Source organism: Streptomyces sp. NPDC048291 (genome assembly GCF_043201715.1).
In the GTDB taxonomy this organism is placed as follows: Bacteria; Actinomycetota; Actinomycetes; order Streptomycetales; family Streptomycetaceae; genus Streptomyces.
On sequence record NZ_JBICZC010000004.1, the window covers coordinates 260,121 to 284,217 of the forward strand.

At 73.6% G+C, this 24,097-nt stretch carries 15 protein-coding genes; 4 read left to right on the forward strand and 11 right to left on the reverse strand.

The genetic code is table 11. The features are described from left to right. The first annotated feature begins 172 nt into the window (after positions 1–172). Positions 173–430, forward strand: coding sequence for a mycoredoxin (locus ACGF5O_RS12085; protein WP_086682403.1), 258 nt, complete (start codon positions 173–175; stop codon positions 428–430). 135 nt (positions 431–565) lie between these two features. Here the strand turns inward: ACGF5O_RS12085 and ACGF5O_RS12090 are convergent, their stop codons facing one another. From ACGF5O_RS12090 to ACGF5O_RS12115, 6 genes are all read right to left on the reverse strand, one after another. Continuing rightward, entirely contained in the window at positions 566–1,189 is a 624-nt protein-coding gene (locus ACGF5O_RS12090) for a class I SAM-dependent methyltransferase (protein WP_393809785.1), read from the reverse strand. A gap of 11 nt (positions 1,190–1,200) precedes the next feature. Continuing rightward, the gene (nudC, locus tag ACGF5O_RS12095) at positions 1,201–2,145 is read right to left on the reverse strand and encodes an NAD(+) diphosphatase (RefSeq protein WP_393809786.1); all 945 of its coding nucleotides are present in this window, start codon (positions 2,143–2,145) and stop codon (positions 1,201–1,203) included. Positions 2,146–2,300: 155 nt separating this feature from the next. Next, positions 2,301–3,704: a dipeptidase gene (locus tag ACGF5O_RS12100; RefSeq protein ID WP_393809787.1), complete on the reverse strand. Its 1,404-nt coding sequence runs from the start codon at positions 3,702–3,704 to the stop codon at positions 2,301–2,303. Positions 3,705–3,714: 10 nt separating this feature from the next. Beyond that, a complete protein-coding gene (locus ACGF5O_RS12105; RefSeq protein ID WP_393809788.1) occupies positions 3,715–7,362 on the reverse strand; it encodes a UvrD-helicase domain-containing protein in 3,648 nt (1,215 codons plus the stop codon). Positions 7,363–7,492: 130 nt separating this feature from the next. Then, positions 7,493–10,786 carry an ATP-dependent helicase gene (locus ACGF5O_RS12110; RefSeq protein ID WP_393809789.1) on the reverse strand — a complete coding sequence of 1,098 codons (3,294 nt, stop codon included), beginning with the start codon at positions 10,784–10,786 and terminating at the stop codon, positions 7,493–7,495. Positions 10,787–11,052: 266 nt separating this feature from the next. Beyond that, positions 11,053–11,439, reverse strand: a complete 387-nt coding sequence (locus tag ACGF5O_RS12115; protein WP_393809790.1) for an MGMT family protein — start codon at positions 11,437–11,439, stop codon at positions 11,053–11,055. Positions 11,440–11,600: 161 nt separating this feature from the next. Between ACGF5O_RS12115 and ACGF5O_RS12120 the strand changes: the two genes are divergently transcribed. The 3 genes from ACGF5O_RS12120 (at position 11,601) to ACGF5O_RS12130 (ending at position 17,624) form a co-directional block, all read left to right on the forward strand. After that, positions 11,601–14,342, forward strand: a complete 2,742-nt coding sequence (locus ACGF5O_RS12120) for a lysylphosphatidylglycerol synthase domain-containing protein (protein WP_393809791.1) — start codon at positions 11,601–11,603, stop codon at positions 14,340–14,342. A 62-nt stretch (positions 14,343–14,404) separates the two neighbouring features. Then, positions 14,405–15,946 (forward strand): alpha/beta hydrolase, encoded by a 1,542-nt coding sequence (locus tag ACGF5O_RS12125; protein WP_393809792.1) that lies wholly within the window; start codon positions 14,405–14,407, stop codon positions 15,944–15,946. A 121-nt stretch (positions 15,947–16,067) separates the two neighbouring features. After that, positions 16,068–17,624, forward strand: coding sequence for an alpha/beta hydrolase (locus tag ACGF5O_RS12130; RefSeq protein WP_393809793.1), 1,557 nt, complete (start codon positions 16,068–16,070; stop codon positions 17,622–17,624). Positions 17,625–17,701: 77 nt separating this feature from the next. Here the strand turns inward: ACGF5O_RS12130 and moeZ are convergent, their stop codons facing one another. The 5 genes from moeZ to ACGF5O_RS12155 all read right to left on the reverse strand — a co-directional run bounded on the left by moeZ (position 17,702) and on the right by ACGF5O_RS12155 (position 23,922). Further along, positions 17,702–18,880: an adenylyltransferase/sulfurtransferase MoeZ gene (gene moeZ, locus ACGF5O_RS12135; RefSeq protein ID WP_351489685.1), complete on the reverse strand. Its 1,179-nt coding sequence runs from the start codon at positions 18,878–18,880 to the stop codon at positions 17,702–17,704. Positions 18,881–18,943: 63 nt separating this feature from the next. Next, a complete protein-coding gene (locus ACGF5O_RS12140) occupies positions 18,944–19,693 on the reverse strand; it encodes a spherulation-specific family 4 protein (RefSeq protein WP_393809794.1) in 750 nt (249 codons plus the stop codon). Continuing rightward, positions 19,681–20,640, reverse strand: coding sequence for an NAD-dependent epimerase/dehydratase family protein (locus tag ACGF5O_RS12145; RefSeq protein ID WP_393809795.1), 960 nt, complete (start codon positions 20,638–20,640; stop codon positions 19,681–19,683). The genes ACGF5O_RS12140 and ACGF5O_RS12145 overlap by 13 nt, the downstream gene beginning before the upstream one ends. A gap of 199 nt (positions 20,641–20,839) precedes the next feature. Next, positions 20,840–21,913, reverse strand: coding sequence for a hypothetical protein (locus ACGF5O_RS12150; RefSeq protein ID WP_393810123.1), 1,074 nt, complete (start codon positions 21,911–21,913; stop codon positions 20,840–20,842). Positions 21,914–22,167: 254 nt separating this feature from the next. Beyond that, positions 22,168–23,922 (reverse strand): glycosyltransferase, encoded by a 1,755-nt coding sequence (locus tag ACGF5O_RS12155; RefSeq protein ID WP_393809796.1) that lies wholly within the window; start codon positions 23,920–23,922, stop codon positions 22,168–22,170. Positions 23,923–24,097 lie beyond the last annotated feature (175 nt).

Below are 24,097 nucleotides of genomic sequence, written 5' to 3' on the forward strand. Positions count from 1 at the left end.
GCTGTGCCGGTTGTCCACAGGCAGCCCCATGCGGTCGTACCAATGCGACAGGCGTCACTCGCGCCCGTGCGGCAGCCGTCGCTCGCGGCCCGTGCTGCGGGAATGGCGGGCGGGTCGCGTACGTTGCCTCCCCGGAGGACCTTCCCCGACCTGCCGAAGGAGTGCGAGCGAGATGCAGGGCACTGTGACGATGTACAGCACCACGTGGTGCGGCTACTGCCGCCGGCTGAAGAGCCAGCTGGACCGCGAGGGCATCGCGTACACCGAGATCAACATCGAGCAGGACCCGGAGTCGGCCGCATTCGTGGAGAAGGCGAATGGCGGAAACCAGACGGTCCCGACCGTTCAGGTGGTCCCCTCCAGTGGTGGCACCGAGGTCGTGATGACGAACCCGAGCCTTGCCCAGGTGAAGCAGGCACTCGGCGTCTGACCCGCATGACGCACACGACCCCCGACCGGCCCGGCGCCGGATCGGGGGTTCTGTATACCCGGCCCCTGTACCGCGACTCCGTGCGTTCCGCATCCGCACCACTGCCCCGGCCGTAAGAGCCTCGTTCCGTATCGGTCAGGGGCCGCCTTCGCGCGTTGCGCCCGGCTTGTCCCAGACCAGCGTGTAGCGCCACAGCAACCGGCGCCGGAACCGGCGCCCTGGGAGCAGGTGCGCGGTGGCCCGCCGGGCCTCTCTCCAGGTCATGATCGGGTCCTCGACGGGCATGTCGGCGGGGACCCGATTGCCGCCGTGCCGGCGCGCGGTCAGGAGGCTCGCGGGGACCCCGCAGCCGCTGACGACCCGGTCCAGCAGGGTGTGGTCGTGCGCCAGGCCGACGACGACCAGCCGGCCACCGGGCGCGAGCAGCCCCACCAGCCGTTCGATCGCGTCGTCGAAGGGGACGTGGTGGATGACGGCGACCGCGCTGACGAAGTCGTAGCCCTCCTCGTCGAGGACGGCGGCGTCGAGGTAGTCGCCCTCCAGGAAGGTGACGTTCCCGGCCTCCCGCTTGCGGGCCAGCCTGATCATCTCCGCCGACCGGTCCACGCCGGTCACCGACTCCGCCCTGGTCGCGAGCCTGGCGGCGAGCAGGCCGTCGCCGCAGCCGACGTCCAGGGCGGCGCGGCAGCCGTCCGGTACCGCGTCCAGCACCATGGGGTGGTAGTGGACGTTGTGGTTCCAGTACTCCTCTGCGGTCATGCCGGCCCGTCTCAGACGAAGCTCCTCGTGGGCAGGGGCTTGCCATACCACATCTCGATCAGGCGGGCCGCGATCGAGATGCCGTACGGCGGCAGGACGTCGCCGGAGTCGAAGGCCGCGCGGAGTTCGTCGCGGGAGAACCAGCGGGCCTCGTGGATCTCGTCGCCGTCGACGGTCACCTCGGTCGTGGTGGCGCGGGCCATGAAGCCGAGCATCAGGCTGGACGGGAACGGCCAGGGCTGGCTGGCGACGTACTCGACGGGGCCGACGGTGATCCCGGCCTCCTCGAAGACCTCGCGGCGCACCGCCTGCTCGATGGACTCGCCGGGCTCCACGAAACCGGCGAGCGTGGAGAAGCGGCCCTCGGGCCAGTGGACCTGGCGGCCGAGCAGGATGCGGTCGTCCTCGTCGGTGACGGCCATGATCACGGCGGGGTCGGTACGCGGGTAGTGCTCGGCGCCGCAAGCCGGGCAGCGGCGGATGTGACCGGCCGCGGCGATCACCGTGCGCTCGCCGCAGCGGGAGCAGAAGCGGTGGGTGCGCTGCCAGTTCTCCAGACCGACCGCGTGCACCATCAGGCCGGTGTCCCGCGGGGACAGCAGCAGTCCGGCCTCGCGCAGGCCGGCCGGGCGTGCGGACTGGTCGATGCGGCCGGGCAGGGCGTCCTTCTGGAGGGCGAAATAGCTGACACCGTCCTCGTCGGTGCCCAGGAAGTAGCGGTGCGCCTCGGTGAGGGGAGCCTCGAAGGAGGGCGTCATGACGAGTTCGGTGCGGCCGTCGGGTGTCTCGTCGATGAGGACCTGACCGCCGGAGACCACGAAACAGCGGGTGTCGGGGTGGCTCCACGCCGCGGCGAGCCAGGCTTCGTCGAGCCGGTGGTGGGCGGCGCGGTCGATGCCGCTCGGGGCGGTGAGCGAGATGGGTCGGTCGGCGGTGTGGTCGGTCCAGGTGGTCACGGGTGCTTCCAACTCCCCCAGTGCAACGGATGTTTCAGCGGGCGGTTCAGCGGGACGAAGGGCGGGAGGGGAACAGGTGGGGCGGGGGCGGGGCGGGCGGGGCGGCCCTTCCAGTGTGCCCCGCCCGGAGTGCCGCTCCGGACGGCGTCGGTGACTCAGGGGGCATGGCGCCAGTTCTCGGCCAGGTCGCCCCACAGGTAGGCGCTGGTCTCGACGCCCTTGAGGAGAAGGTCCAGGTCGACCTTCTCGTTCGGGGCGTGCCAGCCGTCGGAGGGGACGGAGATGCCCAGGAACAGGACGGGTGCGCCGAGGACGTCCTGGAGGTCCGCGGCCGGCCCCGAGCCACCCGATCGGGTGAACCGGATCGGAGTCTCGAAGGCCCGGCCCATGGCGCGGACGAGCGACTGGAGGCCGGGGTGGTCGAGCGGGGTCAGGCACGGGCGTGTGGCCGGCAGGAAGGTGATCTCCGCGCGGATGCCGGCGGGGATCCGGGCGTCGGCCCAGGCGCGGACGATCTTCTCGATGTGCTCGGGCTCCTGACCGGCGACGAGCCGGAACGACAGCTTCAGCAGCGCCGAGGACGGGATGATCGTCTTGCTGCCGGGGCCCTGGTAGCCGCCGCCGATGCCGTTGACCTCGGCGGTGGGGCGGGCCCAGACGCGCTCCAGGGTGGTGTGCCCGGCCTCGCCCTCGGTGGCATACGAATGCGCTTCGCGCAGCCAGCCCTCCTCGTCGAACGGCAGCTCGGCCCAGAGCTGCCGCTCGCGGTCGCCGAGCTCGACGATGCCGTCGTAGAAGCCGGGGATCGCCACCCGCGCGTGCTCGTCGTGCAGGGCCGCGACCAGGCGGGCCGCGACGGTGGCGGGGTTGGGGACGGCGCCGCCGAAGACGCCGGAGTGGATGTCCTGGTCGGGGCCGTGCAGGACGATCTGGCACTCGGCGAGCCCGCGCATGCCCGTGCACACCGTGGGGGTGTCCTCGGACCACATGCCGGTGTCGGAGACGATCACCGCGTCGGCGGCGAGCCGCCCGGCGCGCTGCTCGACCAGGGCCCGGAAGTGCGGCGAGCCGGACTCCTCCTCGCCCTCGATCAGCAGCTTGAGGTTGACGGCGGGCGCGGTGCGGCCGGTGGCGGCGAGGTGGGCGCGGACGCCGAGTGTGTGGAAGAACACCTGGCCCTTGTCGTCGGCCGCCCCGCGCGCGTAGAGCCGGTCGTCCCGGACGACCGGCTCGAAGGGCTCGCTGTCCCAGCCGTCCTCGCGGGCGGCGGGCTGGACGTCGTGATGGCCGTAGACCAGCACCGTGGGCGCGGCCGGGTCGCCCGCGGGCCACTCGGCGAAGACGGCCGGGGCGCCCGGTGTCTCCCAGACCTCGGCGGTCGGGAAGCCGGTCTCCGCCAGTTTCGCGGCGAGCCAGTCGGCGCTGCGGCGTACATCGGGGGCGTGGTCGGGCTGGGCCGACACGGAGGGGATGCGCAGCCATTCGGCGAGGTCGGCGAGGAAGGCGGCGCGGTGCTCCTCGATGTACGTACGGACGGCGCTGTCCGGGGTCTGGCTCATGGTCACGAGCCTATCGGCCCGGACCGACATCCTCGGCGGGCGGTTCGTCACACTCGGCTTGTCCGACAGCCAGTCCACCGGTTCGTCCGACAGTCAGTCCACCGGCTTCTCCGACAACCTGTTCGACGGCTTGTCCGACGATCAGGCTTTCCAGGGCGGCCCGGTCCGGCAGTCCGTCCGGTCGTTCGACCTCGCCGGTGCGTACGTGCACGAACGCGGCCGTGACCGACTCGGGCGGCACACCCTGCTGCTCGGCCCAGCCGATCCGGTAGATCGCCAGCTGGAGCGGGTCGGCGGGGCGGGTGCGGCTGGTCTTCCAGTCGACGATCTCGTACGTCGTCCCGTACGTCGCGCCGGCGCCGTGGTCCGTCCGGTAGACGGCGTCGATCCGGCCTCTGACGACCCGGCCCGCGAGGGAGAGCTGGAAGGGTGCCTCGACGCGGTACGGCGTGCGGTGCGCGTACTCGGTGCGTTCGAAGGCCTCCTTGAGGGCTTCGAGGTCGCGTTCGTCGGCGATCTCGGCGTCGCTGCCGGGCAGCTCGTCGGGCTCCAGCATGGGCAGCGTGAGCTCCTCGAAGCGTGCCTCGACCCAGGCGTGGAACCGGGTGCCCCGGCGCGCGGCCGGCTGCGGGGGGCGTGGCATGGGGCGCGCGAGTTCCTGTGCGAGCCCGTCCGGGTCCTCGGCCAGCCGCATCAGCTGGGTCGCGGACAGCGTGGCGGGGAGGGGGACGTCGGTGGTGTTCCGGCGGGCGCGCAGCAGCTCTCCGCTGAGCGCGTCGAGGTCGCGGTCCCAGGAGGCGATGGTGCGGGCTTCCTCGGGGGTGAGGAGGGCTTCTTCGGGGACGAGGGGGGCTTCCTCGGGAGCGGGGAGGCTGCGCTCGGGTTCCTGGGCTCTGTCGGCGCTGTCGCGCTCCGGCGTGCGCGGGGGCGTGCGCTGGGCGGGCACGGCTTCGGGCGCCGCCTCGGGTGCCGCCTGGTGCGGGACGGCCGGGCGGTCGGTGCTCCAGGAGTCCCAGTCGGCGGAGTCCGCGTCCGGGAGGTCGTCCTCGTAGGGGGCGGGTTCCTCGTCCTCGGGCGGCGGTGGCCAGTCCGGGTCCTCGACGGCGGCGGCGTCGTGGTCCGCGGGGGCGCCTGCGTCGGTGCCGGCCGTGAGGGCGTCCAGGTGGGCGAGGACGGTCTCGGCGGCCGCGCGGCGGCGGGCCAGGGCGGCCTCGTCCAGGGGCAGCGGCCACACCTGGTCCGCGCTCACCGCGTGCAGGACCGGGTTCTCCTCGTCCTCCTCCGGTTCGTCCGCCCAGGCCTCGATCTCGCCGTACCCGGCGGCGCAGTGGTCGTACAGGGCCCGGAGGAAGTCGGAGGGGCCGCGCGGCTTCTTCTGGCTGGGGCCCCACCAGTGGCCGGAGCCGAGGAGCAGGGAGCGGGGGCGGGTGAAGGTGACGTAGCCGAGGCGGAGTTCCTCGGTGTGCTGGTGGTCCTTCATGGCCTCGTGGAAGGCCTTCATGCCCCGCGAGTCCCAGGCCCCGACGTCGGGCAGGGTGGCGGTGTCGCCGCGCAGGGCGTGCGGGAGCACCTTGGCCTGGGCGGTCCACTTCTCGCGGCCCTGGCTGCTCGGGAAGGTGCCCTTGACCAGTCCGGGGACGGCGACGACGTCCCACTCCAGGCCCTTGGACTTGTGCGCGGTGAGCACCTTGACGGTGTTCTCGCCGCCGGGCAGGGCGTTGTCGAGGCCCTTCTCGTACTGGGCGGCGGTGCGCAGGAAGCCGAGGAAGGCGAGCAGGGTCGCCTCCTGGTCGCCGGCCGCGAAGGAGGCGGCGACGTCCAGGAAGTTGGAGAGCGTCTCGCGGCGGCGGGCGGCCAGCGCGTGCGGGGACGCGGACAGCTCCACCTCCAGGCCGGTGACGGCGAGGACGCGGTGCAGGACGTCCATCAGCGGGTCCGACAGGGAGCGGCGCAGCTCGCGCAGTTCGGTGGCGAGGCGGGCGAAGCGCACGCGCGCGTCCGGCGAGAACGGCAGCCCGTCGTCGCCCTGTCCGGGCCGGTCTCCGTCGAACGGCAGCTCCAGGAACGTGTCCAGGGCGTCCGCGAGGGATATCACCTCGGCGGGGTCCACCCCCTCGACGGCCTCGGCGAGCCTGCGGTCCGGGTCGTCGGGGTCGCCCACGCGCGTGTGGGACACCAGCAGCCGGGCGCGGCGGCCGAGGAGGGCGAGGTCGCGGGGGCCGATGCGCCAGCGCGGGCCGGTCAGCAGCCGGACCAGGGAGGCGTTGGCGCCCGGGTCCTGGAGCACCTCGCAGACGGCGACGAGGTCGGCGACCTCGGGCAGGTGCAGCAGCCCGGAGAGGCCGACCACCTCGACCGGGACGTCACGGGCGACGAGGGCGCCCTGGATCTCCGCGAAGTCGGTCGCCGTACGGCACAGGACCGCGATCTCGCCGGGGGCCGTGCCGGTGCGGACGAGGTGGGCGACCGAGTCGGCGATCCAGTCCATCTCCTCGGCGTGGGTGCGCAGCAGGGCGCAGCGGACCGTGCCGTCGCGCTCGGCGCCCGGGGCGGGGCGGAGGGCTTCCACGCCCGCGTGCAGGGCGCGCAGCGGCTCGGCGAGGCCGTTGGCGAGGTCGAGGAGACGGCCGCCGCTGCGGCGGTTCTCGCTGAGCGCCTGGCGGGTGGCGGGGCGGCCGTCGGCGTGCGCGAAGTGCCCGGGGAAGTCGTCCAGGTTGGCGACGGAGGCGCCGCGCCAGCCGTAGATGGCCTGGCAGGGGTCGCCGACCGCGGTCACGGGGTGCCCGGTGCCGGCGCCGAACAGGCCGGCCAGGAGGACGCGTTGGGCGACCGAGGTGTCCTGGTACTCGTCGAGGAGGACGACCCGGAACTCGTCGCGCAGCAGTCTGCCCACCTCGGCGACGCCGGCCAGCGCCGCGGACAGCGCGATCTGGTCGCCGAAGTCGAGCAGGTCCCGCTCCCGCTTGGCGGCCCGGTAGCGGACGACCAGCTCGGTCAGTTCACGGCGCGCGGCGGCCGTCTCGGGGACCTTGCGCAGGTCGGCGTTGCCCAGCTTCACGCCTGCCAGGGTGTTCAGCAGTCCGGCGTCCCAGGCCCGCAGGTCCTCGGGGCGCACCAGGTGTTCGGCGAGCTCGGAGTCGAGGGTGAGCAGGTCGCTGACCAGGTCGGCGAAGGACCGGGTGAGGGCCGGGTAGGGGCCGGGGGCCTCGCGCAGCACGCGCGCGGCCAGCTGGAAGCGGGTGGCGTCGGCGAGCAGCCGGGAGGCCGGCTCCAGGCCGATGCGCAGGCCGTGGTCGGTCAGCAGGCGCCCCGCGAAGGCGTGGTACGTGGAGATGACCGGCTCGCCCGGCGGGTGGTCGGGGTCGATGACGTCGGGGTCGGTGACGCCGGCCCTGACGAGTGCCTTGCGGACGCGTTCGGCGAGCTCGCCGGCCGCCTTGTTGGTGAAGGTCAGGCCCAGGACCTGCTCCGGGGCCACCTGCCCGGTGCCGACCAGCCAGACCACGCGGGCCGCCATCACCGTCGTCTTGCCCGACCCGGCTCCGGCCACGATCACCTGCGGGGCGGGCGGCGCGGTGATGCAGGCCGTCTGCTCCGGGGTGAACGGGATGCCGAGGAGCTCCTTGAGCTGCTCGGGGTCGGTGATACGGGCGGGCATGAGGAAAGAGGCTAGCGGCGAGCACTGACAATCGATAAAACAGCGCAATCGATGACACAGCGCCCACTGCCGCTGCGCTCACTCCACGCGCCCGCTCCACGCGCCCGCTCAACTCGTTCACTCAGCTCGTTCACTCCACCACGTGCCGCCCCTCCGGTCGCGCGCTGCACGAGGCGCGGAAGGCGCAGTGGGTGCAGTGCTGCCCGGTGGTCGGCGCGAACCTCTCGTCGAGGACCTTGCCGGCGGCGGTGGCCAGCAGTTCGCCGACCCACTCCCCCTCCAGCGGCTCCTGCGCCTGCACCTTGGGCAGGGTCTCGCCGCCGTCCCGCTGGGCTGCGCCCTGTCTGAGGTGGACCAGTTCCGCGCCGCCGGGCTCGGGCCGGACGCCGTCGAAGGCGTCGTCGACGGCGCCCTCGCGGACCGCGAGCTGGTAGACGGCGAGCTGCGGGTGCCGGGCCACCTCGGCCGCGCTGGGCGCCTGTTTGCCGGTCTTGAAGTCGACGACGTACGCGCGGCCCTCGGCGTCCGCCTCCACCCGGTCCATCTGGCCGCGGATGCGTACCTCGTAGTCGCCGGCCCCGAGGGTGACGTCGAAGTCCTGCTCGCTGGCGACCGGGGTGCGTGCGGTGCGGTCCAGGACGTGCCACTTCAGGAAGCGTTCGAGCGCCACGCGCGCGTTGTCCTTCTCCTGCGCCGACTTCCAGGGCGCGTCGAAGGCGAGCGCGTTCCACACCGAGTCCAGTCGCTCCATGAGGACGGCGAGGTCGGCGGGGGTGCGCCCGGAGGCGACCTCGTCGGCGAGGACGTGCACGACGTTGCCGAAGCCCTGGGCGGTGGTGGCGGGCGCGTCGGCCTTCACCTCACGGCCCAGGAACCACTGCAGGCTGCAGGTGTTGGCGAGCTGGTCGAGGGCGCTGCCGGAGAGCACCACGGGCTGGTCGCGGTCGCGCAGCGGCACCTTGCTCTCGGTCGGCTCGAACATGCCCCACCAGCGGTAGGGGTGCGCGGACGGCACCAGGGGGCGGCCGTCCTCGTCGGCGAGGGCGGCCAGCCGGGCCAGGCGGCGGGCGGCGGCCTCCCGCAGGGCGTCGGACGCGCGCGGGTCGACGGTGGTGGCGCGCAGCTCGGCGACCAGGGCGGCGACGGCGAGCGGACGGCGGGGCCGGCCCGTGACGTCCTGGGGTTCGACGCCCAGTTCGGTGAGGAAGCGGGAGGGCTGGTCGCCGTCGTCCGCGGGGGCCTTCACGGCGGTGACGACGAGGCGCTCACGCGCGCGCGTGGCGGCGACGTAGAACAGGCGGCGTTCCTCGGCGAGCAGCGCGCCCGGCGTGAGCGGCTCGGCGAGTCCGTCACGGCCGATACGGTCGGCCTCCAGGAGGGAGCCGCGGCGGCGCAGGTCCGGCCACAGGCCCTCCTGGACGCCGGCCACGACGACCAGGCGCCACTCCAGGCCCTTGGCGCGGTGCGCGGTCATCAGGCGCACGGCGTCCGGGCGTACCGCGCGGCCGGCGAGGGTGTCGGCGGCGATGTCCTCGGCCTCGGTCTCCGCGAGGAAGTTCAGGGCGCCCCGGCCGCCGCTGCGCTCCTCCGCGCGGGCGGCGGTGGCGAACAGGGCGCACACGGCGTCCAGGTCACGGTCGGCGTTGCGGCCGGCCGCGCCGCCGCGCCGGGCGGAGCGCTCCAGGCGGGAGGGCCAGGGTGTGCCGTTCCACAGGACCCACAGCGCGTCCTCGGCCGTACCGCCGCCCGCGAGCCGCTCCCGGGCCCGGCCGAGCAGCGCGCCGAGCCGCTGCGCCCCGCGCGCGTACCCGGGGTCGTGCACGGCCAGGCGCTCGGGCTCGGCGAGCGCCCGCGCCAGCAGTTCGTCCGACGGGGGCGGGAACGCGTTGCCGGCCGCCCGCTCCTCGTCGCGCAGGGCACGGCCGAGGCGGCGCAGGTCGGCGGCGTCCATGCCGGCGAGGGGCGAGGTGAGCAGGGTGAGCGCGGTCTCGGTGTCGAGCCAGGCGGCGCCCCCTTCCGCGTCGTGCGCCGCCTCCGCCTCCGCCACCGCCCGCAGCGCCGTCAGCAGGGGCGCCACCGCCGGTTCGTGGCGCAGCGGCGCGTCGTCGCCGTCGATGTCCAGGGGCACGCCGGCCGCGGTGAGCGCGCGCCGGACCGTCGGGATGGTGTGGGAGCCGGCGCGCACCAGGACGGCCATGTCGCTCCAGCGGACGCCGTCCTCCAGGTGGGCCCGGCGCAGGATGTCGGCGATGTTCTCAAGCTCGGTGCCGGACGTCGGGTACGTGTAGACCTCCACGCGGCCGTCGTCCCGCGCGGCGGTCAGCTCGCGGTGGGCGCGCACCTTGTCGGCGGGCAGCCGGGTCAGCGGCATCCGCCGGGTCAGCAGCCGGGTCGCGGTCAGCAGGCCGGCCCCGGACCTGCGGGACGTGCGCAGCACCTCCACCGGTGCCGGGCGGCCGTCCACGCGCGCGAAGGCCGACGGGAAGTCCAGGATGCCGTTCACGTCGGCGCCGCGGAACGTGTAGATCGACTGGTCCGGGTCGCCGAACGCGACCAGCGTGCGGCCCCCGCCGGCCAGGGCGTGCAGCAGGCGCACCTGGGCCGGGTCGGTGTCCTGGTACTCGTCGACGTACACGGCGTCGTAGCGCCCCGCGAGGTCCAGGGCGACCTCGGGGCGGTGGGCGAGCAGCACCGCGCGGTGGACGAGTTCGGCGTAGTCGAGGACGCCCTGGAGGTCGAGGACGTCGAGGTACTCGGCGAGGAAGGCGGCCGCGGCCCCCCAGTCGGGGCGCCCGATGCGGCGGGCGAAGGCGTCCAGGGCGGCCGGGTCCAGGCCCAGTTCGCGGCTGCGGGCGAGGACCGCGCGGACCTCGTCGGCGAAGCCGCGGGTGGTGAGGCAGGCGCGCAGCTCGTCGGGCCAGCGCACGTGGTCCAGCCCGAGCCGCTCCAGGTCGGGCTGGCCGGCCAGCAGCTCGCGGACGGCGACGTCCTGCTCGGGTCCGGACAGCAGCCGCAACGGGTCCACGAACAGACCGCTGTCCTGGTGGGCGCGGACCAGGGCGTAGCAGTAGGAGTGGAAGGTGGTCGCCCGGGGCGCGCCGGCCGCGCCCACCCTGAGGGCCATGCGGTCGCGCAGTTCGACGGCGGCCTTGCGGCTGAACGTCAGCACCAGGATCCGCTCGGGGTCCGCGCCGCGGGCGATCCGCGCGGCCACGGACTCCACCAGGGTGGTGGTCTTGCCGGTGCCGGGGCCCGCGAGGACGAGGAGCGGGCCGGGCCCGTGGTCAACCACGGCGCGCTGTGCGGCGTCCAGACGAGGGGGATCCACGTCGGCCGACGGGGTACGGACCAGTCGGTAAGCGCCACGGTTCCCCTGCCGCCCCTGTTGGTGCGGCAGGCGCCTGGTGGAGGAAGAGGAGCTCACGTGGTTCGCCGGTCCTGGTGGGTGTGCTGGTCGGTGCGCGGTCGCGCGTGCGCAGGGGTGGCCGCGGGATGAGCGGGACACGCGCAGCCGACGCTACGCCGACGAACCGGACGGAAGCAGGGCTTCCGATTCTTCCCGCCCGCCCCGTGCGGCGCCCGCGGCACGTGCGCCGCACATCTCACGAACGTACGCCATGCCACGGACGTCCCCGGTGTCCCTCGTACGGGCCACAGGTTCCCCCCGCGGGCCTCCGATGGCGGAAGCTGTCAGGTGTGAGCCCCCGCGTCCGCGCCGCCGTCCCACCGCGCCCGCCTCATGTCGAGCCGCGGCAGATGGCCCTCCGCGGCCCTGCTCGCCTCCTTCAGCGGCGTGCCCTCCGCGCGGTAGTGATCCAGCGCACTCAGCTCGTGCCCCGGGAGCAGGACGCCGTCGGCGCGCACCACCCGCCACCACGGGACGGCACCGCCGTACAGGGACATCACCCGCCCGACCTGGCGCGGGCCGCCCTCGTCCAGCCATTCCGCGACGTCGCCGTACGTCATCACGCGCCCGGGCGGGATCCGCTCGGCGACCTCCAGGACCCGCTCGGCGTACTCGGGCAGCTCGTCCGCGTACCCCTCTCGGGTGTCCTCGGGAAGGCTCTGCTCGCTCATTCGCCCCATCCTGCCGCACCCCACCGACAACCGGCGCGGTCCGCGGCGGGCCTCCGCCTCGCCCTCTCGCGGCGCTTGGGGCAGACTGTGCGCCCCCGCATCTGCACCCTGATGCCCCCGGGTGTCGGTGGAGCATGCCACCATCGTGCGGGCGGTGACTGGTGATACGAGATCAAGAAGAGACGACCGAGCAGCAGGGCGTGCACCCCGAGGGCGGGGCCGGCACCTCTGACGCCGCCGCACGCCCGGACGCGCCGGAGTCCGGCCCCGTCGAAGCGGAATCCGAGGCCGAAACCGAAGCGGAAGCCGAGGCGGAACACGGGTGCGACGAGACGCACGCCGACGAGGTCGAGGGCGACGAACCGCTGCTCCCCGCGCGCGTGCACCGCCCCTCCGACCTCATGCGGCTCCTGGTCGGCGTGCTCGCCGTCGCCGTGCTGCTCGGCATCGCCGCCTTCGCGCACGGCACCACCTCCGGACTCGAACAGGACATCAACAAGGGCACCGGCCAGGCCCCCGACCTGCTGATCAGGTTCGCGGGACTGGCCTCCAGCATCGCGATCCTGCTGGTCCCGGTGGCCTTCGCGATCGAGCGGCTGATCAAGCGGGACGGACTGCGCATCGCCGACGGCGTGCTCGCGGCCGTCCTCGCGCACGGCGTGACCCTCGCCACCGACCTGTGGGTGGCCAGAGCCGCCCCGGGCTCCATCCAGGAGGCGCTGACCCAGCCCTCCCCCGGCGACATCCACGCCCTCACCGACCCGGTGCACGGCTATCTCGCTCCCGTCATCGCCTACATGACGGCCGTCGGCATGTCCCGGCGGCCGAGATGGCGCTCGGTGCTGTGGATCGTGCTGCTGCTCGACGCGTTCTCCATGCTGGTCACCGGCTACACCACACCGTTCTCGATCATCCTCACGGTGCTGATCGGCTGGACCGTCGCCTACGGCACGCTGTACGCCGTCGGCTCCCCGAACGTCCGCCCCACCGGACGGACCCTGCTGGCGGGCCTCCGGCACGTCGGCTTCCACCCGGTCGGCGCGGCCCGCGAGGAGGCCCTGGACACCGAGAACGGCGACCGGGGCCGGCGCTACTTCGTCACCCTGGAGGACGGCCCGCCGCTGGACGTCACGGTCGTCGACCGGGAACAGCAGGCCCAGGGCTTCTTCTACCGGGCGTGGCGCAACCTGACCCTGCGCGGCTTCGCCACCCGCTCCAGCCTCCAGTCCCTGCGCCAGGCCCTGGAACAGGAGGCCCTGCTGGCGTACGCGGCGATCGCGGCCGGTGCCAACGCGCCCAAGCTGATCGCCACCTCCGAGCTAGGCCCCGACGCCGTGATGCTCGTCTACGAGCACACCGGTGGCCGCACGCTGGACTCGCTGGCCGACGAGGAGATCACCGACGAACTGCTGCGCAACACCTGGCACCAGGTGCAGGCGTTGCAGTCGCGCCGCATCGCGCACCGCAGGCTCGCGGGCGACGCCATCCTGGTGGATCGTTCCGGCACGGTGATCCTCACCGACCTGCGCGGCGGCGAGATCGCCGCGGGTGAACTGCTGCTGCGCATGGACATCGCGCAGCTGGTCACCACGCTCGGGCTGCGGGTGGGCGCCGAGCGGGCGGTGGCCTCGGCGGTCGGCGTGCTCGGCCCCGACGCCTTCGCCGACTGCCTGCCGATGCTCCAGCCGATCGCGCTCACCCGCTCCACGCGCGCGACGCTGCGCAGACTGGCCAGGGAGCGCGCCCAGCGCGAGCGGGACGCGGTCCTGGAGGCGTCCCGGCAGGCCAAGCAGGCCCGCGCCGAGGAGGCCGAGAAGCCCGACAAGAAGACGGTGCGCGCCGAGCAGCGGGCCGAGAAGCGCGCCCTGGACGACGCGCTGGAAGAGGCCCGCGAGGAGGACCTGCTCACCCAGATCCGGCACCAGGTGCTGCGGATCAGACCGCAGGCGCCCGTCGAGCCGGCCCGCCTGGAGCGGGTGCGACCGCGCACGCTGATCAGCGTCTTCGCCGGCGCGATCGGCGGGTACTACCTGCTGACCCAGCTCACCCACATCGAGTTCGGCCCCCTGGTCGCGAACGCCCAGTGGGGCTGGGTGATCGCCGCGGTGCTGTTCTCGGCGATCAGCTACGTCGCCGCCGCGATGGCGCTGCTCGGGTTCGTGCCCGAGCGGGTGCCCTTCGTACGGACCGTGGCGGCGCAGGTCGCCGGGTCGTTCGTGAAGATCGTGGCACCCGCCGCGGTCGGCGGTGTGGCCCTCAACACGCGTTTCCTGCAACGCGCGGGCGTGCGCCCCGGACTCGCGGTGGCGAGCGTCGGCGCCTCACAGCTGTTCGGGCTGGGCTGTCACATCCTCATGCTGCTGTCGTTCGGCTATCTGACGGGCACCGAGAAGACCCCGTCGCTGTCGCCGTCCCGCACGGTCATCGCGGGTCTGCTGACCGTCGCGGTGCTGGTCCTCGTGGTGACCTCGGTGCCGTTCCTGCGGAAGTTCGTCAGCACGCGCGTGCGGTCACTCTTCGCGGGTGTCGTGCCGCGCATGCTGGACGTGCTCCAGCGTCCGCAGAAGCTCGTCACCGGCATCGGCGGCATGCTGCTGCTGACCGCCTGCTTCGTGATGTGCCTGGACGCCTCCATCCGCGCGTTCGGCGACCAGTCGACCTCGCTGAGCATCGCCAGCGTCGCCGTCGTCTTCCTCGCCGGCAACGCGCTCGGCTCCGCGGCGCCGACCCCGGGCGGTGTCGGCGCGGTCGAGGCGACCCTGACCGTCGGCCTGATCGCCGTCGGCCTGCCCAAGGAGGTCGCCGCGCCCGCCGTCCTGCTGTACCGGCTGCTGACCCTGTGGCTGCCGGTCCTGCCCGGCTGGCTGGCCTTCAACCACCTCTCCCGCAAGGGCGCGCTCTAGGGCCGTACCTCGGACGGCTCGCGCCCCGCGCGCGTGGCCGGGCGGGACCCCAGGATGGGAGCATGCCGAACCCCTTCCGGATCCGTGTCGCCGCCCTGACCGCCGCCCTGGTGCTGGTTTCCCTGCCGACCGGGTGCAGCGACGGTTCCACGGGCGGGGATCTGGCGGCGCAGAAGCTGGACTGGAAGAGCTGCCCGGCGCCCGACGAGGCCGAGGGCGGCGGCGACGCGCCGTCACCGCTGCCCAGCGGCGGCACCTGGCAGTGCGCCACCATGAAGGCGCCCCTGGACTGGTCGAAACCGAAGGGCGCCACCATCGGCCTCGCGCTGATCCGGGCCAAGGCCAGCGGCGACCCGAGCAAGCGGATCGGCTCCCTGATCTTCAACTTCGGCGGGCCCGGCGGCAGCGGCGTCACCACGCTCCCCGCGTTCGGCTCGGACTACGCGGCCCTGCGCACCCGCTACGACCTCGTCAGCTTCGACCCGCGCGGCGTCGGCCGCAGCGACCCCGTCGAGTGCGAGAACGACGCCCAGCTCGACAACTACTTCCAGCAGGACGCGACGCCCGACACCAGCGCCGAGCGCACCCAGCTGATCAACCGCACCAAGCAGTTCAACTCCGCCTGCGAGAAGAACTCCAAGGCGATCCTGCCGCACGTCCGCACCACCGACGCGGCCCGCGACATGGACCTGATGCGCCAGGTCCTCGGCGACACGAAGATGCACTACTTCGGCATCTCCTACGGCACCGAACTCGGCGGCGTCTACGCCCATCTGTTCCCGAAGAACGTGGGCCGGGCCGTCTTCGACGGCGTCGTCGACCCCACCCAGGACCCGGAGCAGAGCTCGCTCGGGCAGGCGAAGGGCTTCCAGCTCGCGCTCGACAACTTCGCCGAGGACTGCACGTCGAAGACGACGGAGTGCCCGATCGGCGACACCCCGCAGGACGTGAAGGACCGTATCGCCAAGCTCCTCGCGGACCTCGACAGGAAGCCGATCCCGGGCATCCTGCCCCGCCAGCTCACCCAGTCCGCCGCCACCAACGGCATCGCGCAGTCCCTGTACTCCAAGGACTTCTGGGAGTACCTCGCCGAAGGGCTCGAAGAGGCGTACGACGGCGACGGGAAGATCCTGATGCTGCTGTCCGACTCGATGAACGGCCGCAGCGAGAACGGCGAGTACAGCAACATCACGGCCGCGAACATCGCCATCAACTGCGCCGACGAGAAGCCGCGGTACACCGCCGACTACGTCCAGCAGAAGCTGCCCGAGTTCCGCGCCGCCTCCCCGCTGTTCGGTGACTACCTCGCCTGGTCCATGGTCAGCTGCACCGACTGGGCGGTGCCGGGCGCCGCCGACCACCCCGACGTCAGCGCGCCCGGGGCGGCGCCGATCCTGGTCGTGGGCAACACGGGGGATCCGGCGACGCCGTACGAGGGCGCGAAGAAGATGGTGGACGCGCTCGGGACGGGCGTCGGGGTCGAGCTGACCTACAAGGGACAGGGGCACGGGGCGTACGACAGCAAGAACAAGTGCGTGCAGGGTGCTGTGAACGGCTATCTGCTGGAGGGGACGGTACCGAGGGCGGGGACGGTCTGCACGTAGCAGAACCGCAGGTCAAAGGGTTATCCACAGGCTGAAACGGCCTCGGCTCGATCCGCCTACTATGGCCTGACCGCTCTCCCGCAACGAATGCGCGGAGAGCCTGTGTGGGGGGTGTGCGCGCATGTTGCGATATGTACGGTGGGCGGCGGCTGTTGCCGCGGGGCTGCTCGTGGCCGGGTGCAGCGGCGGGTCGTCCGGTGGGGGCGAGGACGAGGGGAAGGCGTCGTCAGGGCAGCCGTCGGCGGCCACGTCCACCGCCACGGGCTCGGCGGACTTGCCGGCTTCCCTCACCTCCCAGAAACTCGACTGGAGCCGCTGCAAGGCCACTTCGGACTCGGCCGCGCCCGGCGACGAATGGCGGTGCGCGACGCTGAAGGTGCCGCTGGACTGGGCGAAGCCGGACGGGGAGACGATCGGGCTGGCGCTGATCCGGGAGCAGGCGAGCGGGGGTTCGGGCAAGCGGATCGGCTCGCTGCTGTTCAACTTCGGCGGACCGGGCGGCTCCGGCGTCTCGACGATGCCCTACTTCGCCACCACCGTCTCCGCGCTGCGCGCACGGTACGACCTGGTCAGCTGGGATCCGCGCGGGGTGGGGGCCAGCGAGGGGATCCGCTGCCGCAGCGACAAGGACATCCAGCGCGCTGAGTCGATCGACGCCACCCCGGACACCGCGGCGGAGGAGACGGCGTACTTCCAGGACGCCGCGGACTTCGGCAAGGGCTGCGAGAAGGCCGCCGGCAAGCTGATCGCGCATGTCTCGACGACCGACACGGCCCGCGACATGGACCTGATGCGCCAGGTCCTCGGCGACACGAAGATGCACTACTTCGGCATCTCCTACGGCACCGAACTCGGCGGCGTCTACGCCCACCTGTTCCCGAAGAACGTGGGGCGGCTGATCCTGGACGCGGTGGTGGACCCGACGGCCGACTCGGTGGGCCAGGAGAAGAACCAGGCCGCCGGCTTCCAGCGGGCCCTTGACGACTACCTCAAGTCCACCGGCCAGGACCCGGACCAGGGTTCCCAGAAGATCGCCGACCTGCTGAAGAGGCTGGACGCCACACCGCTGCCCACGTCCTCCGGGCGGAAGCTGACCCAGAGCCTCGCGGTCACCGGCATCGTGCTGCCGCTGTACAGCCAGGACAGCTGGCCGACGCTGACCAGCGCGCTCAAGGCGGCCGAGGAGGGCGACGGCTCGGAGCTGCTGTCGCTGGCGGACCAGTACAACGAGCGGGACTCCTCGGGGCACTACGGCACGACCACGCACTCCCAACGGGTCATATCGTGCCTGGACGACAAGGAGCGGCCGACGCTCGCCGAGACGAAGAAGCGGCTGGCGGAGTTCGAGAAGGTCTCGCCCGTCTTCGGGGACTTCCTGGGCTGGGACTCGGCCGGCTGGTGCCACGACTGGCCGGTGGCGGGGCAGTGGGACACACCGGAGGTGAGCGCACCGGGCGCGGCACCGGTCCTGCTGGTCGGCAACACCGGCGACCCGGCGACCCCGTACGAGGGCGCCCGGAGGATGGCCGACGAACTGGGCAAGGGGGTCGGCGTCGAACTGACCTGGAAGGGCGAGGGCCACGGCGCGTACGGCAGCGGGAACGACTGCGTCGACTCGGCGGTGAACGCCTATCTGGTCGACGGCACGGTCCCGAAGGACGGCACGGTCTGCTCATGACGAAGGCGGGGGCTCCGGGCGCCTGTCGTGCCGCCCGGAACCCCCGCCCTTCGCGGAGCCTGTGTTCAGCCGGAAGCTCAGTAGACCGGCTTCGAGGGCTCGATCTGGTTGACCCAGCCGATCACGCCGCCGCCCACGTGGACGGCGTCCGCGAAGCCCGCGGACTTCAGGACCGCGAGGACCTCCGCACTGCGGACACCCGTCTTGCAGTGCAGGACGATCTTCTTGTCCTGGGGCAGGCCCTCCAGGGCGGTGCCGAGGAGGAACTCGTTCTTCGGGATCAGCTTGGCGCCCGGGATGGAGACGATCTCGTACTCGTTCGGCTCGCGGACGTCGATGATCTCGATGTTCTCGCCGTCGTCGATCCACTCCTTGAGCTGCTTGGGAGTGATCGTCGAGCCGGCGGCCGCCTGCTGGGCCTCCTCGGAGACGACGCCGCAGAAGGCCTCGTAGTCGATGAGCTCGGTGACGGTCGGGTTCTCGCCGCAGACCGCGCAGTTCGGGTCCTTGCGGACCTTGACCTGGCGGTACTGCATCTCCAGGGCGTCGTAGATCATCAGGCGGCCGACGAGGGGCTCACCGGTGCCGGTGAGGACCTTGATGGCCTCGGTGACCTGGATGGAGCCGATGGACGCGCACAGCACGCCCAGGACGCCGCCCTCGGCGCAGGAGGGGACCATGCCCGGCGGCGGGGGCTCCGGGTAGAGGCAGCGGTAGCAGGGGCCGTACTCGGACCAGAAGACCGACGCCTGGCCGTCGAAGCGGTAGATGGATCCCCAGACGTACGGCTTGTTCAGCAGCACGCAGGCGTCGTTCACCAGGTAGCGGGTGGCGAAGTTGTCCGTGCCGTCGACGATCAGGTCGTACTGGCTGAAGATGTCCATCACGTTCTCGGCCTCGAGCCGCTCTTCGTGAAGGATCACGTCCACGTAGGGGTTGATGCCCTTGACCGTGTCACGGGCGGACTCGGCCTTGGAGCGGCCGATGTCGGCCTGGCTGTGGATGATCTGGCGCTGCAGGTTCGACTCGTCGACCTCGTCGAACTCCACGATGCCCAGGGTGCCGACGCCCGCGGCGGCCAGGTACATCAGCGCCGGCGAGCCCAGGCCGCCTGCGCCCACACAGAGCACCTTGGCGTTCTTCAGCCGCTTCTGCCCGTCCATCCCGACGTCCGGGATGATCAGGTGGCGGGAGTACCTGCGGACCTCGTCTACGGTGAGCTCAGAGGCTGGCTCGACCAGGGGTGGCAGCGACACGGGGACTCCGTTGATCGGTCAATCACTACGTTTGTTCTCCCTGTAACACTGCCACGGGCTTCTTCATTCCGAGACACCTGTTCCGATCCGCGAGACGAACTCGTCCCAGTAGCCGGGCATGGCCTCCCAGGGATCGGCCCGGCCCCAGCGGTCGGTCCGGTCGGTGAAGTAGATCGTGGCGGCTCCCTGCCAGCGGGCGATGCGCAGCGCCTCGTCGAGGTGGCCGAGGGGTACGCCGTGCACGAGGTGGCAGAAGCGGTCGGGCGGGTAGTCCGCGGTCCACTCGGCGACCTGGGACCAGCGGTAGTCGCTCCAGGGACCGGCGAAGATCACCAGCTGGTCGGCGTTCTCGGCGTAGCCCGGATGGGGGTGGGTGCCGTGCCCGAGGACTATGTGGGTGCCGTCGCCCATGGCGCGGAGCGCGGCGACCGCGCGGCGGATCTCGGGGAGAGCGGTGCGCTCGGTGGGGCAGCGGTCCAGCAGGAAGCCGTCGACGCGGTACCAGTCGTGGAAGTGGCGGGCGTCGGCGAGCAGGTCGCCGTGGGAGCGGGCGCCGTAGGTGGTGTCGAGGTGGCCGAGGACGCGGACGCCCGCGTTGCGGAGCCGGCCGACCGCCTCCAGGCAGTGCGGGTCGGGGAGGCTGCCGGGGCCGTTCGCCACGTCGAGGACGACCCAGTTCAGGGGTGTGCCCGGGCGGGTGAGTTCGGCCCACTGGGCGGGGGCGAGGAGGGGGTGGGCGTAGCCGGGGACGCCGACGGCGGTGCGGACGCCGGTGGTCGCGGCGCCCGCCCTGGTGCTGGTCAGATGCGGCACGCCGCCTCCATCCAGATGTCCGCGAGGGACTCCTCGAGGTTGATGCGGGGGCGCCAGCCGAGCCGGTCGCGGGCGCAGCGCACGTCGGCCTGCTGCCAGCTGCCGCAGCCGTCCGGGTACGGGTACGCGACCGGGCCGGTGTGCTCGCCGTCCGTCCGGGGGTGGCCGATGGCGCCGCGCAGCGGGCCGGGCGGGCCGTCCAGTTCGTGCAGGGCGCCGCCGTATCCGGCGACCCGGGCGAGGACGCCGGCGGCGTCGCGGAGCCGGACGGCGCGGCCGGAGCCGATGTTGATGACGCCCTGGGCTGCGGAGAGCGAGGCCGCGTGGACGGCGCGGGCGACGTCGCGTACGTCGACGAAGTCGCGCTGGGCGCCGAGGCCGCCGAGTTTGAGCTCGCCGTCGCCTGACTGCATGGCGCGGCGCATCGCCTCGGCGAGGCGGCCGAGCGGTGAGCCGGCCGGGGTGCCCGGTCCTGCGGGCGAGAAGACGCGCAGGACGACGGCGTCGAGGCCGGAGCCGAGGACGAGTTCGGTGGCGGCGAGCTTGCTGACGCCGTACGGGCCGCCGGGGCGGGGCACGGCGTCCTCGGCGGTGGAGGAGCCGGGCTGGCTGGGGCCGTACTCGGAGCTGCAGCCGACCTGCACCAGGCGGGCGCCGCAGCCGCTGCGGCGCAAGGCCTCGCAGACGGTGGCGACGGCGACGGTGTTGTGCCGGGTGAGTTCCCGGGCACCGCCGCGGGTGGCACCGGCGCAGTTCACGATGACGCCCGGGTGGACCGCGTCGAGGAAGCGGGTGAGCGCGCCGGGGCTGCCGGTGGCGAGGTCGAAGCGGACGTCGGCGTCGTCGCCCCGGCCGAGCGCGGTGAGCTGGACGGCCGGGTCGGCGAGCAGGCGGTCGGCGACGAAGCGGCCGAGGTAGCCGTTGGCTCCGATCAGCAGAACCCTCATCGCGCGGCTCCCGGGGTGTGCGCTCCGGCGACTCCGGTGGTTCCGGCGCTTCCGGTGGTTCCGGACGCTCCGGGTCCGGGTCGGGAGGTGGTCATCTGGTGGTCTCCTTCAAGGGGTGGTGCGGTTGCCTCAGGCGGGGTGCCGGGGGCCCGCCGCCGGGACGGCTCGGCGCGGCGTGCGTGGTCGTCGGCGGCTCTGCTCATGCCGGGTCTCCCGTCGGCGCGTGGGCCGGGGCCCGGGTGAGGGTGCGGGTCGCCCGGAGCAGCAGTGCGAGGGCGGCGGCGCCGCAGCCGAGGGCCGGGACGGCGCCCGTCCCCCAGGCGTCGGCCAGGGCGTCGACGGGGGCGGCCAGGAAGGCGCAGCCGGGCAGCCGGCCGGCCAGGACGAGGGCCGGTGCCGCCGCTTCCGTGGCGGCGGCGACGGCGAGGGCGGGCCCCTGCGGGACGTTGTGGACGGCGAGGAGGCGGGCGAGCAGCAGGAGGGCGCCGAGGGTGAGGCCCGCCGGGTAGCCGGCGGGTTCGCCGAGGGCTGCGCCGCACAGGGCGAGCAGGGCGGTGAGGGCGCCGAGGAAGAGCGCGAACGTGCCGAGCAGCAAAGGCTGTACGGCTCCGGTGAACTCCTCCAGGCCCCGGCTGGCCGCGAGCCTGCGGCGGGCGCCCGCGGTGAAGAGGTGGGTGCTCCAGGCGGCCGGGGCGCAGGCCAGGGTGAGCGCGAGGACCGGGGCCGCGGCCACCGGCCAGGGGCCGCCGGCGGCACCCGTCGGAAGGCCGTCGGGGCCGCCGTCCACGACGGCCCGCAGCAGGCCGTCGCCGAGCAGGACGTAGGCGAGGAGCCAGCAGGTACACGCGCGGGTGCAGGTGGCGGCGCGCCAGGCGGGTGTCCGGGCCGGTGCGGCCAGGGGGCCGCGACGCAGGACCGGGCGTACGGCCAGGGCGACGGCGAGCACGCCGACGGCTGCCGCGAGGAGGCGGGGGCGGCCCTCGGTGAGCCGTACGGCGGTCACGGCGGCCGCGCACACGGCGCCGGGGAGGAGCGTGAGCAGGACCCGGTCGGCGCGCACGGGGGGCGCGGGCTCCGGTTCGGGGGGTGGGCGTCGGTCGCCGTCGCGGGGCACGCGTGCGTAGAGCTCTTCGGCGAGGGAGAAGACGTCGCGGTGCCGGAAGCGGGCGGCGGTGCGGTCGGTGACGCCGTGCGCCTCGAGGCCGGCGGCGATCTCCAGCGGGTCCACGGCCCGCTCGCAGAGCGCGCGGTGCCGGTGCATCAGCGCCTTCACGGGGTCGGCGGCACCGCCTCGACGGGGTGTGGTCCTGCGGCTGCCGACGGTGTCCCTGGCCGCCACCGGGCCGCCCGCGGGGACCGCGCCGGGCGCCGGCGTCCGGCGCGTGGGGATGGCGTTCCCCGGGCCGGCCTCGTCCGCTTCCAGGAGCCACCCCTGGGACCGTGTGTCCCAGGCGTCGGCCGCGCCGGGCCGTCCGGGCCGGTCCAGCTCGCCCGGGCCGCCGTTCAGCGTGCTGCCCTCGTCGCCGTTCACAGTGCCCCCTCGGTGGCCGTGAGCGGGGTGGCCCGTACGGGGCCGGGCTTCATGGCGGTAGCCGTGGCCCAGCCGGGGACCGTGCGATGCGTGACGCGGGCCGTGGGGCCGGTCCAGCGGCCCGGTACGTGGGCCTCGGCCGGGACGGCGAACGGCAGGGGCTCGCCCGCCTGGTCGAGCACGACCCGGCGTACCGGGCAGTGCGAGACGATCTCCAGGTAAATGCTGTGAAATGCCGCGATGTTCTGCTCGACGGTGAAGAGTTCGAGCGCCCGGGCGCGCGCGGCGGCTCCGAGGCGCTCACGGCGCTCGGGGTCGCGCAGCAGCGCCACGCACGCCTCCGCGAGCGCCCGCGGATTGCGCGGGGGTACGACGAGCCCGGTGCCGCCGATGGCCTCCACCACGGCGCCGACGTCCGTGGAGACGGTCGCCCGGCCGCAGAACATCGCTTCGACGAGTCCCACCGGGAACCCCTCGACGACGCTGGACAGGACGACGACCGCGCCGGACGCGTAGGCGTCGGCGAGGGTCGGCGCCTCCGGGCCGCCTATCTCCTCGAAGGAGACCGGGTTGTCGCCCACGGCGTGCACGCCCTCGGCCTCGTCGGGGAAGAGCTGTGCGGCGAGCGCCCTGCAGTGCCCCAGATAAGCCGCGCCGTCCGGCCCCGCCGGGGCGCCCACGACCCGCAGTCGCGCCTTGGGCTCCGCCCTGCGGACCTCGGCGAAGGCGTGCAGCAGTGACACCAGGTCCTTGGCCGGCTCGATCCGGCCGACCCACACGAGCGTGTCCGGATCGGCGCGGTCCGGGGCCTCGCCCACCTCGGTGAAGCGGGCGGCCTCCATGCCGGGATGCACGGTACGGATGCGGGCCCGGTCGGCGCCGCAGCGCTCCTGCCAGCGACGGGCGTGCGCGTTGGCCGGGGTGATGATCGCGGCGCGGCGGTAGACCTCGGCGGCGAGCCGGCCGTGGAAGGCGGCGAGCAGCGCGCGTACGGCGGGGGCGGCCGCGTCGGGGCCGGCGGCGAGGTAGTGCGCGCGCAGTTGCACGCCGTACTCGGTGACCAGCAGCGGCACGCCGGAGAAGTGCCCGGCGAGCAGGCCGGCCAGGGCGGCCGGGCCGCCGGCGGTGGCGTGGCAGAGATCGGCCGCGCCGAGGCCGTCGTCGCCGTACCAGTCCAGGGAGAGGGGGCGCAGAGCGCGTTCGAGGTGGGCGGCGACGGCGAGCAGATCGGGCACGCGCGCCTCGCGCGCCGTACCGAGGGAGCCGGGCGTACGACAGGCGCGTTCCAGTGCGCGTACGGCGGTGTCGGAGCGGAGCGCGCCGGCCAGGCCGCCCTCGTCACGGGCGAGTTCGGCGAGTCCGCGGAGCGCGTTGCCGAAACGGTCCGTCAGAGAATCGGGCACGGCCCGGGAGCCGCCCGCACCGACCGGCCCGCCCGTGCCGTTCGAGTCGCCCGCGCTGTTCGGGTCGCCCGCGCCCTCCGTGCCGTCCGCGGCCGGACCGGCGCACAGCACCCCCACGAGCTCGCCGTAGCTCTCGGCGAAGCGCCGGCGCGCGCGCCGTCCGTACGTGCCGCCGTCCTCGTCGGCGGTCCACAGGGGAGCCGTCCGGACCCGGCTGACGTGCGGGGGCAGCGGCAGCCAGCCCTGGTCCTCCTGGCGCCGGGTGCGGCTGAGCGCGTAGAGGTCGAACTCGTGCCGCCCGAGCCCGCGCACGAGCCGGTCGCACCAGAGTCCGGCGTCACCGCTCACATACGGATAACCACCCTCCGTAACGAGTCCGATGCGCACGTGTGCACCCCCGATCGATCTCCCGTATGGGGAGCCACCGTGGCTCGGTGGCTCGCAGCGGGACGAACGGTATGCGGACAAGACGGTGGCGCGACGGACGGTTGTCCATCGCGCCACCAAAAGGGGTGAACGGTCG

Excerpts from the sequence above, each read along its gene's own strand:
- ACGF5O_RS12085 (WP_086682403.1), top strand. The coding sequence starts at position 173 with ATGCAGGGCACTGTGACGATGTACAGCACCACGTGGTGCGGCTACTGC.
- ACGF5O_RS12090 (WP_393809785.1), bottom strand. The coding sequence starts at position 1,189 with ATGACCGCAGAGGAGTACTGGAACCACAACGTCCACTACCACCCCATG.
- ACGF5O_RS12100 (WP_393809787.1), bottom strand. The coding sequence starts at position 3,704 with ATGAGCCAGACCCCGGACAGCGCCGTCCGTACGTACATCGAGGAGCAC.
- ACGF5O_RS12105 (WP_393809788.1), bottom strand. The coding sequence starts at position 7,362 with ATGCCCGCCCGTATCACCGACCCCGAGCAGCTCAAGGAGCTCCTCGGC.
- ACGF5O_RS12115 (WP_393809790.1), bottom strand. The coding sequence starts at position 11,439 with ATGAGCGAGCAGAGCCTTCCCGAGGACACCCGAGAGGGGTACGCGGAC.
- ACGF5O_RS12125 (WP_393809792.1), top strand. The coding sequence starts at position 14,405 with ATGCCGAACCCCTTCCGGATCCGTGTCGCCGCCCTGACCGCCGCCCTG.
- ACGF5O_RS12130 (WP_393809793.1), top strand. The coding sequence starts at position 16,068 with ATGTTGCGATATGTACGGTGGGCGGCGGCTGTTGCCGCGGGGCTGCTC.
- ACGF5O_RS12145 (WP_393809795.1), bottom strand. The coding sequence starts at position 20,640 with ATGAGGGTTCTGCTGATCGGAGCCAACGGCTACCTCGGCCGCTTCGTC.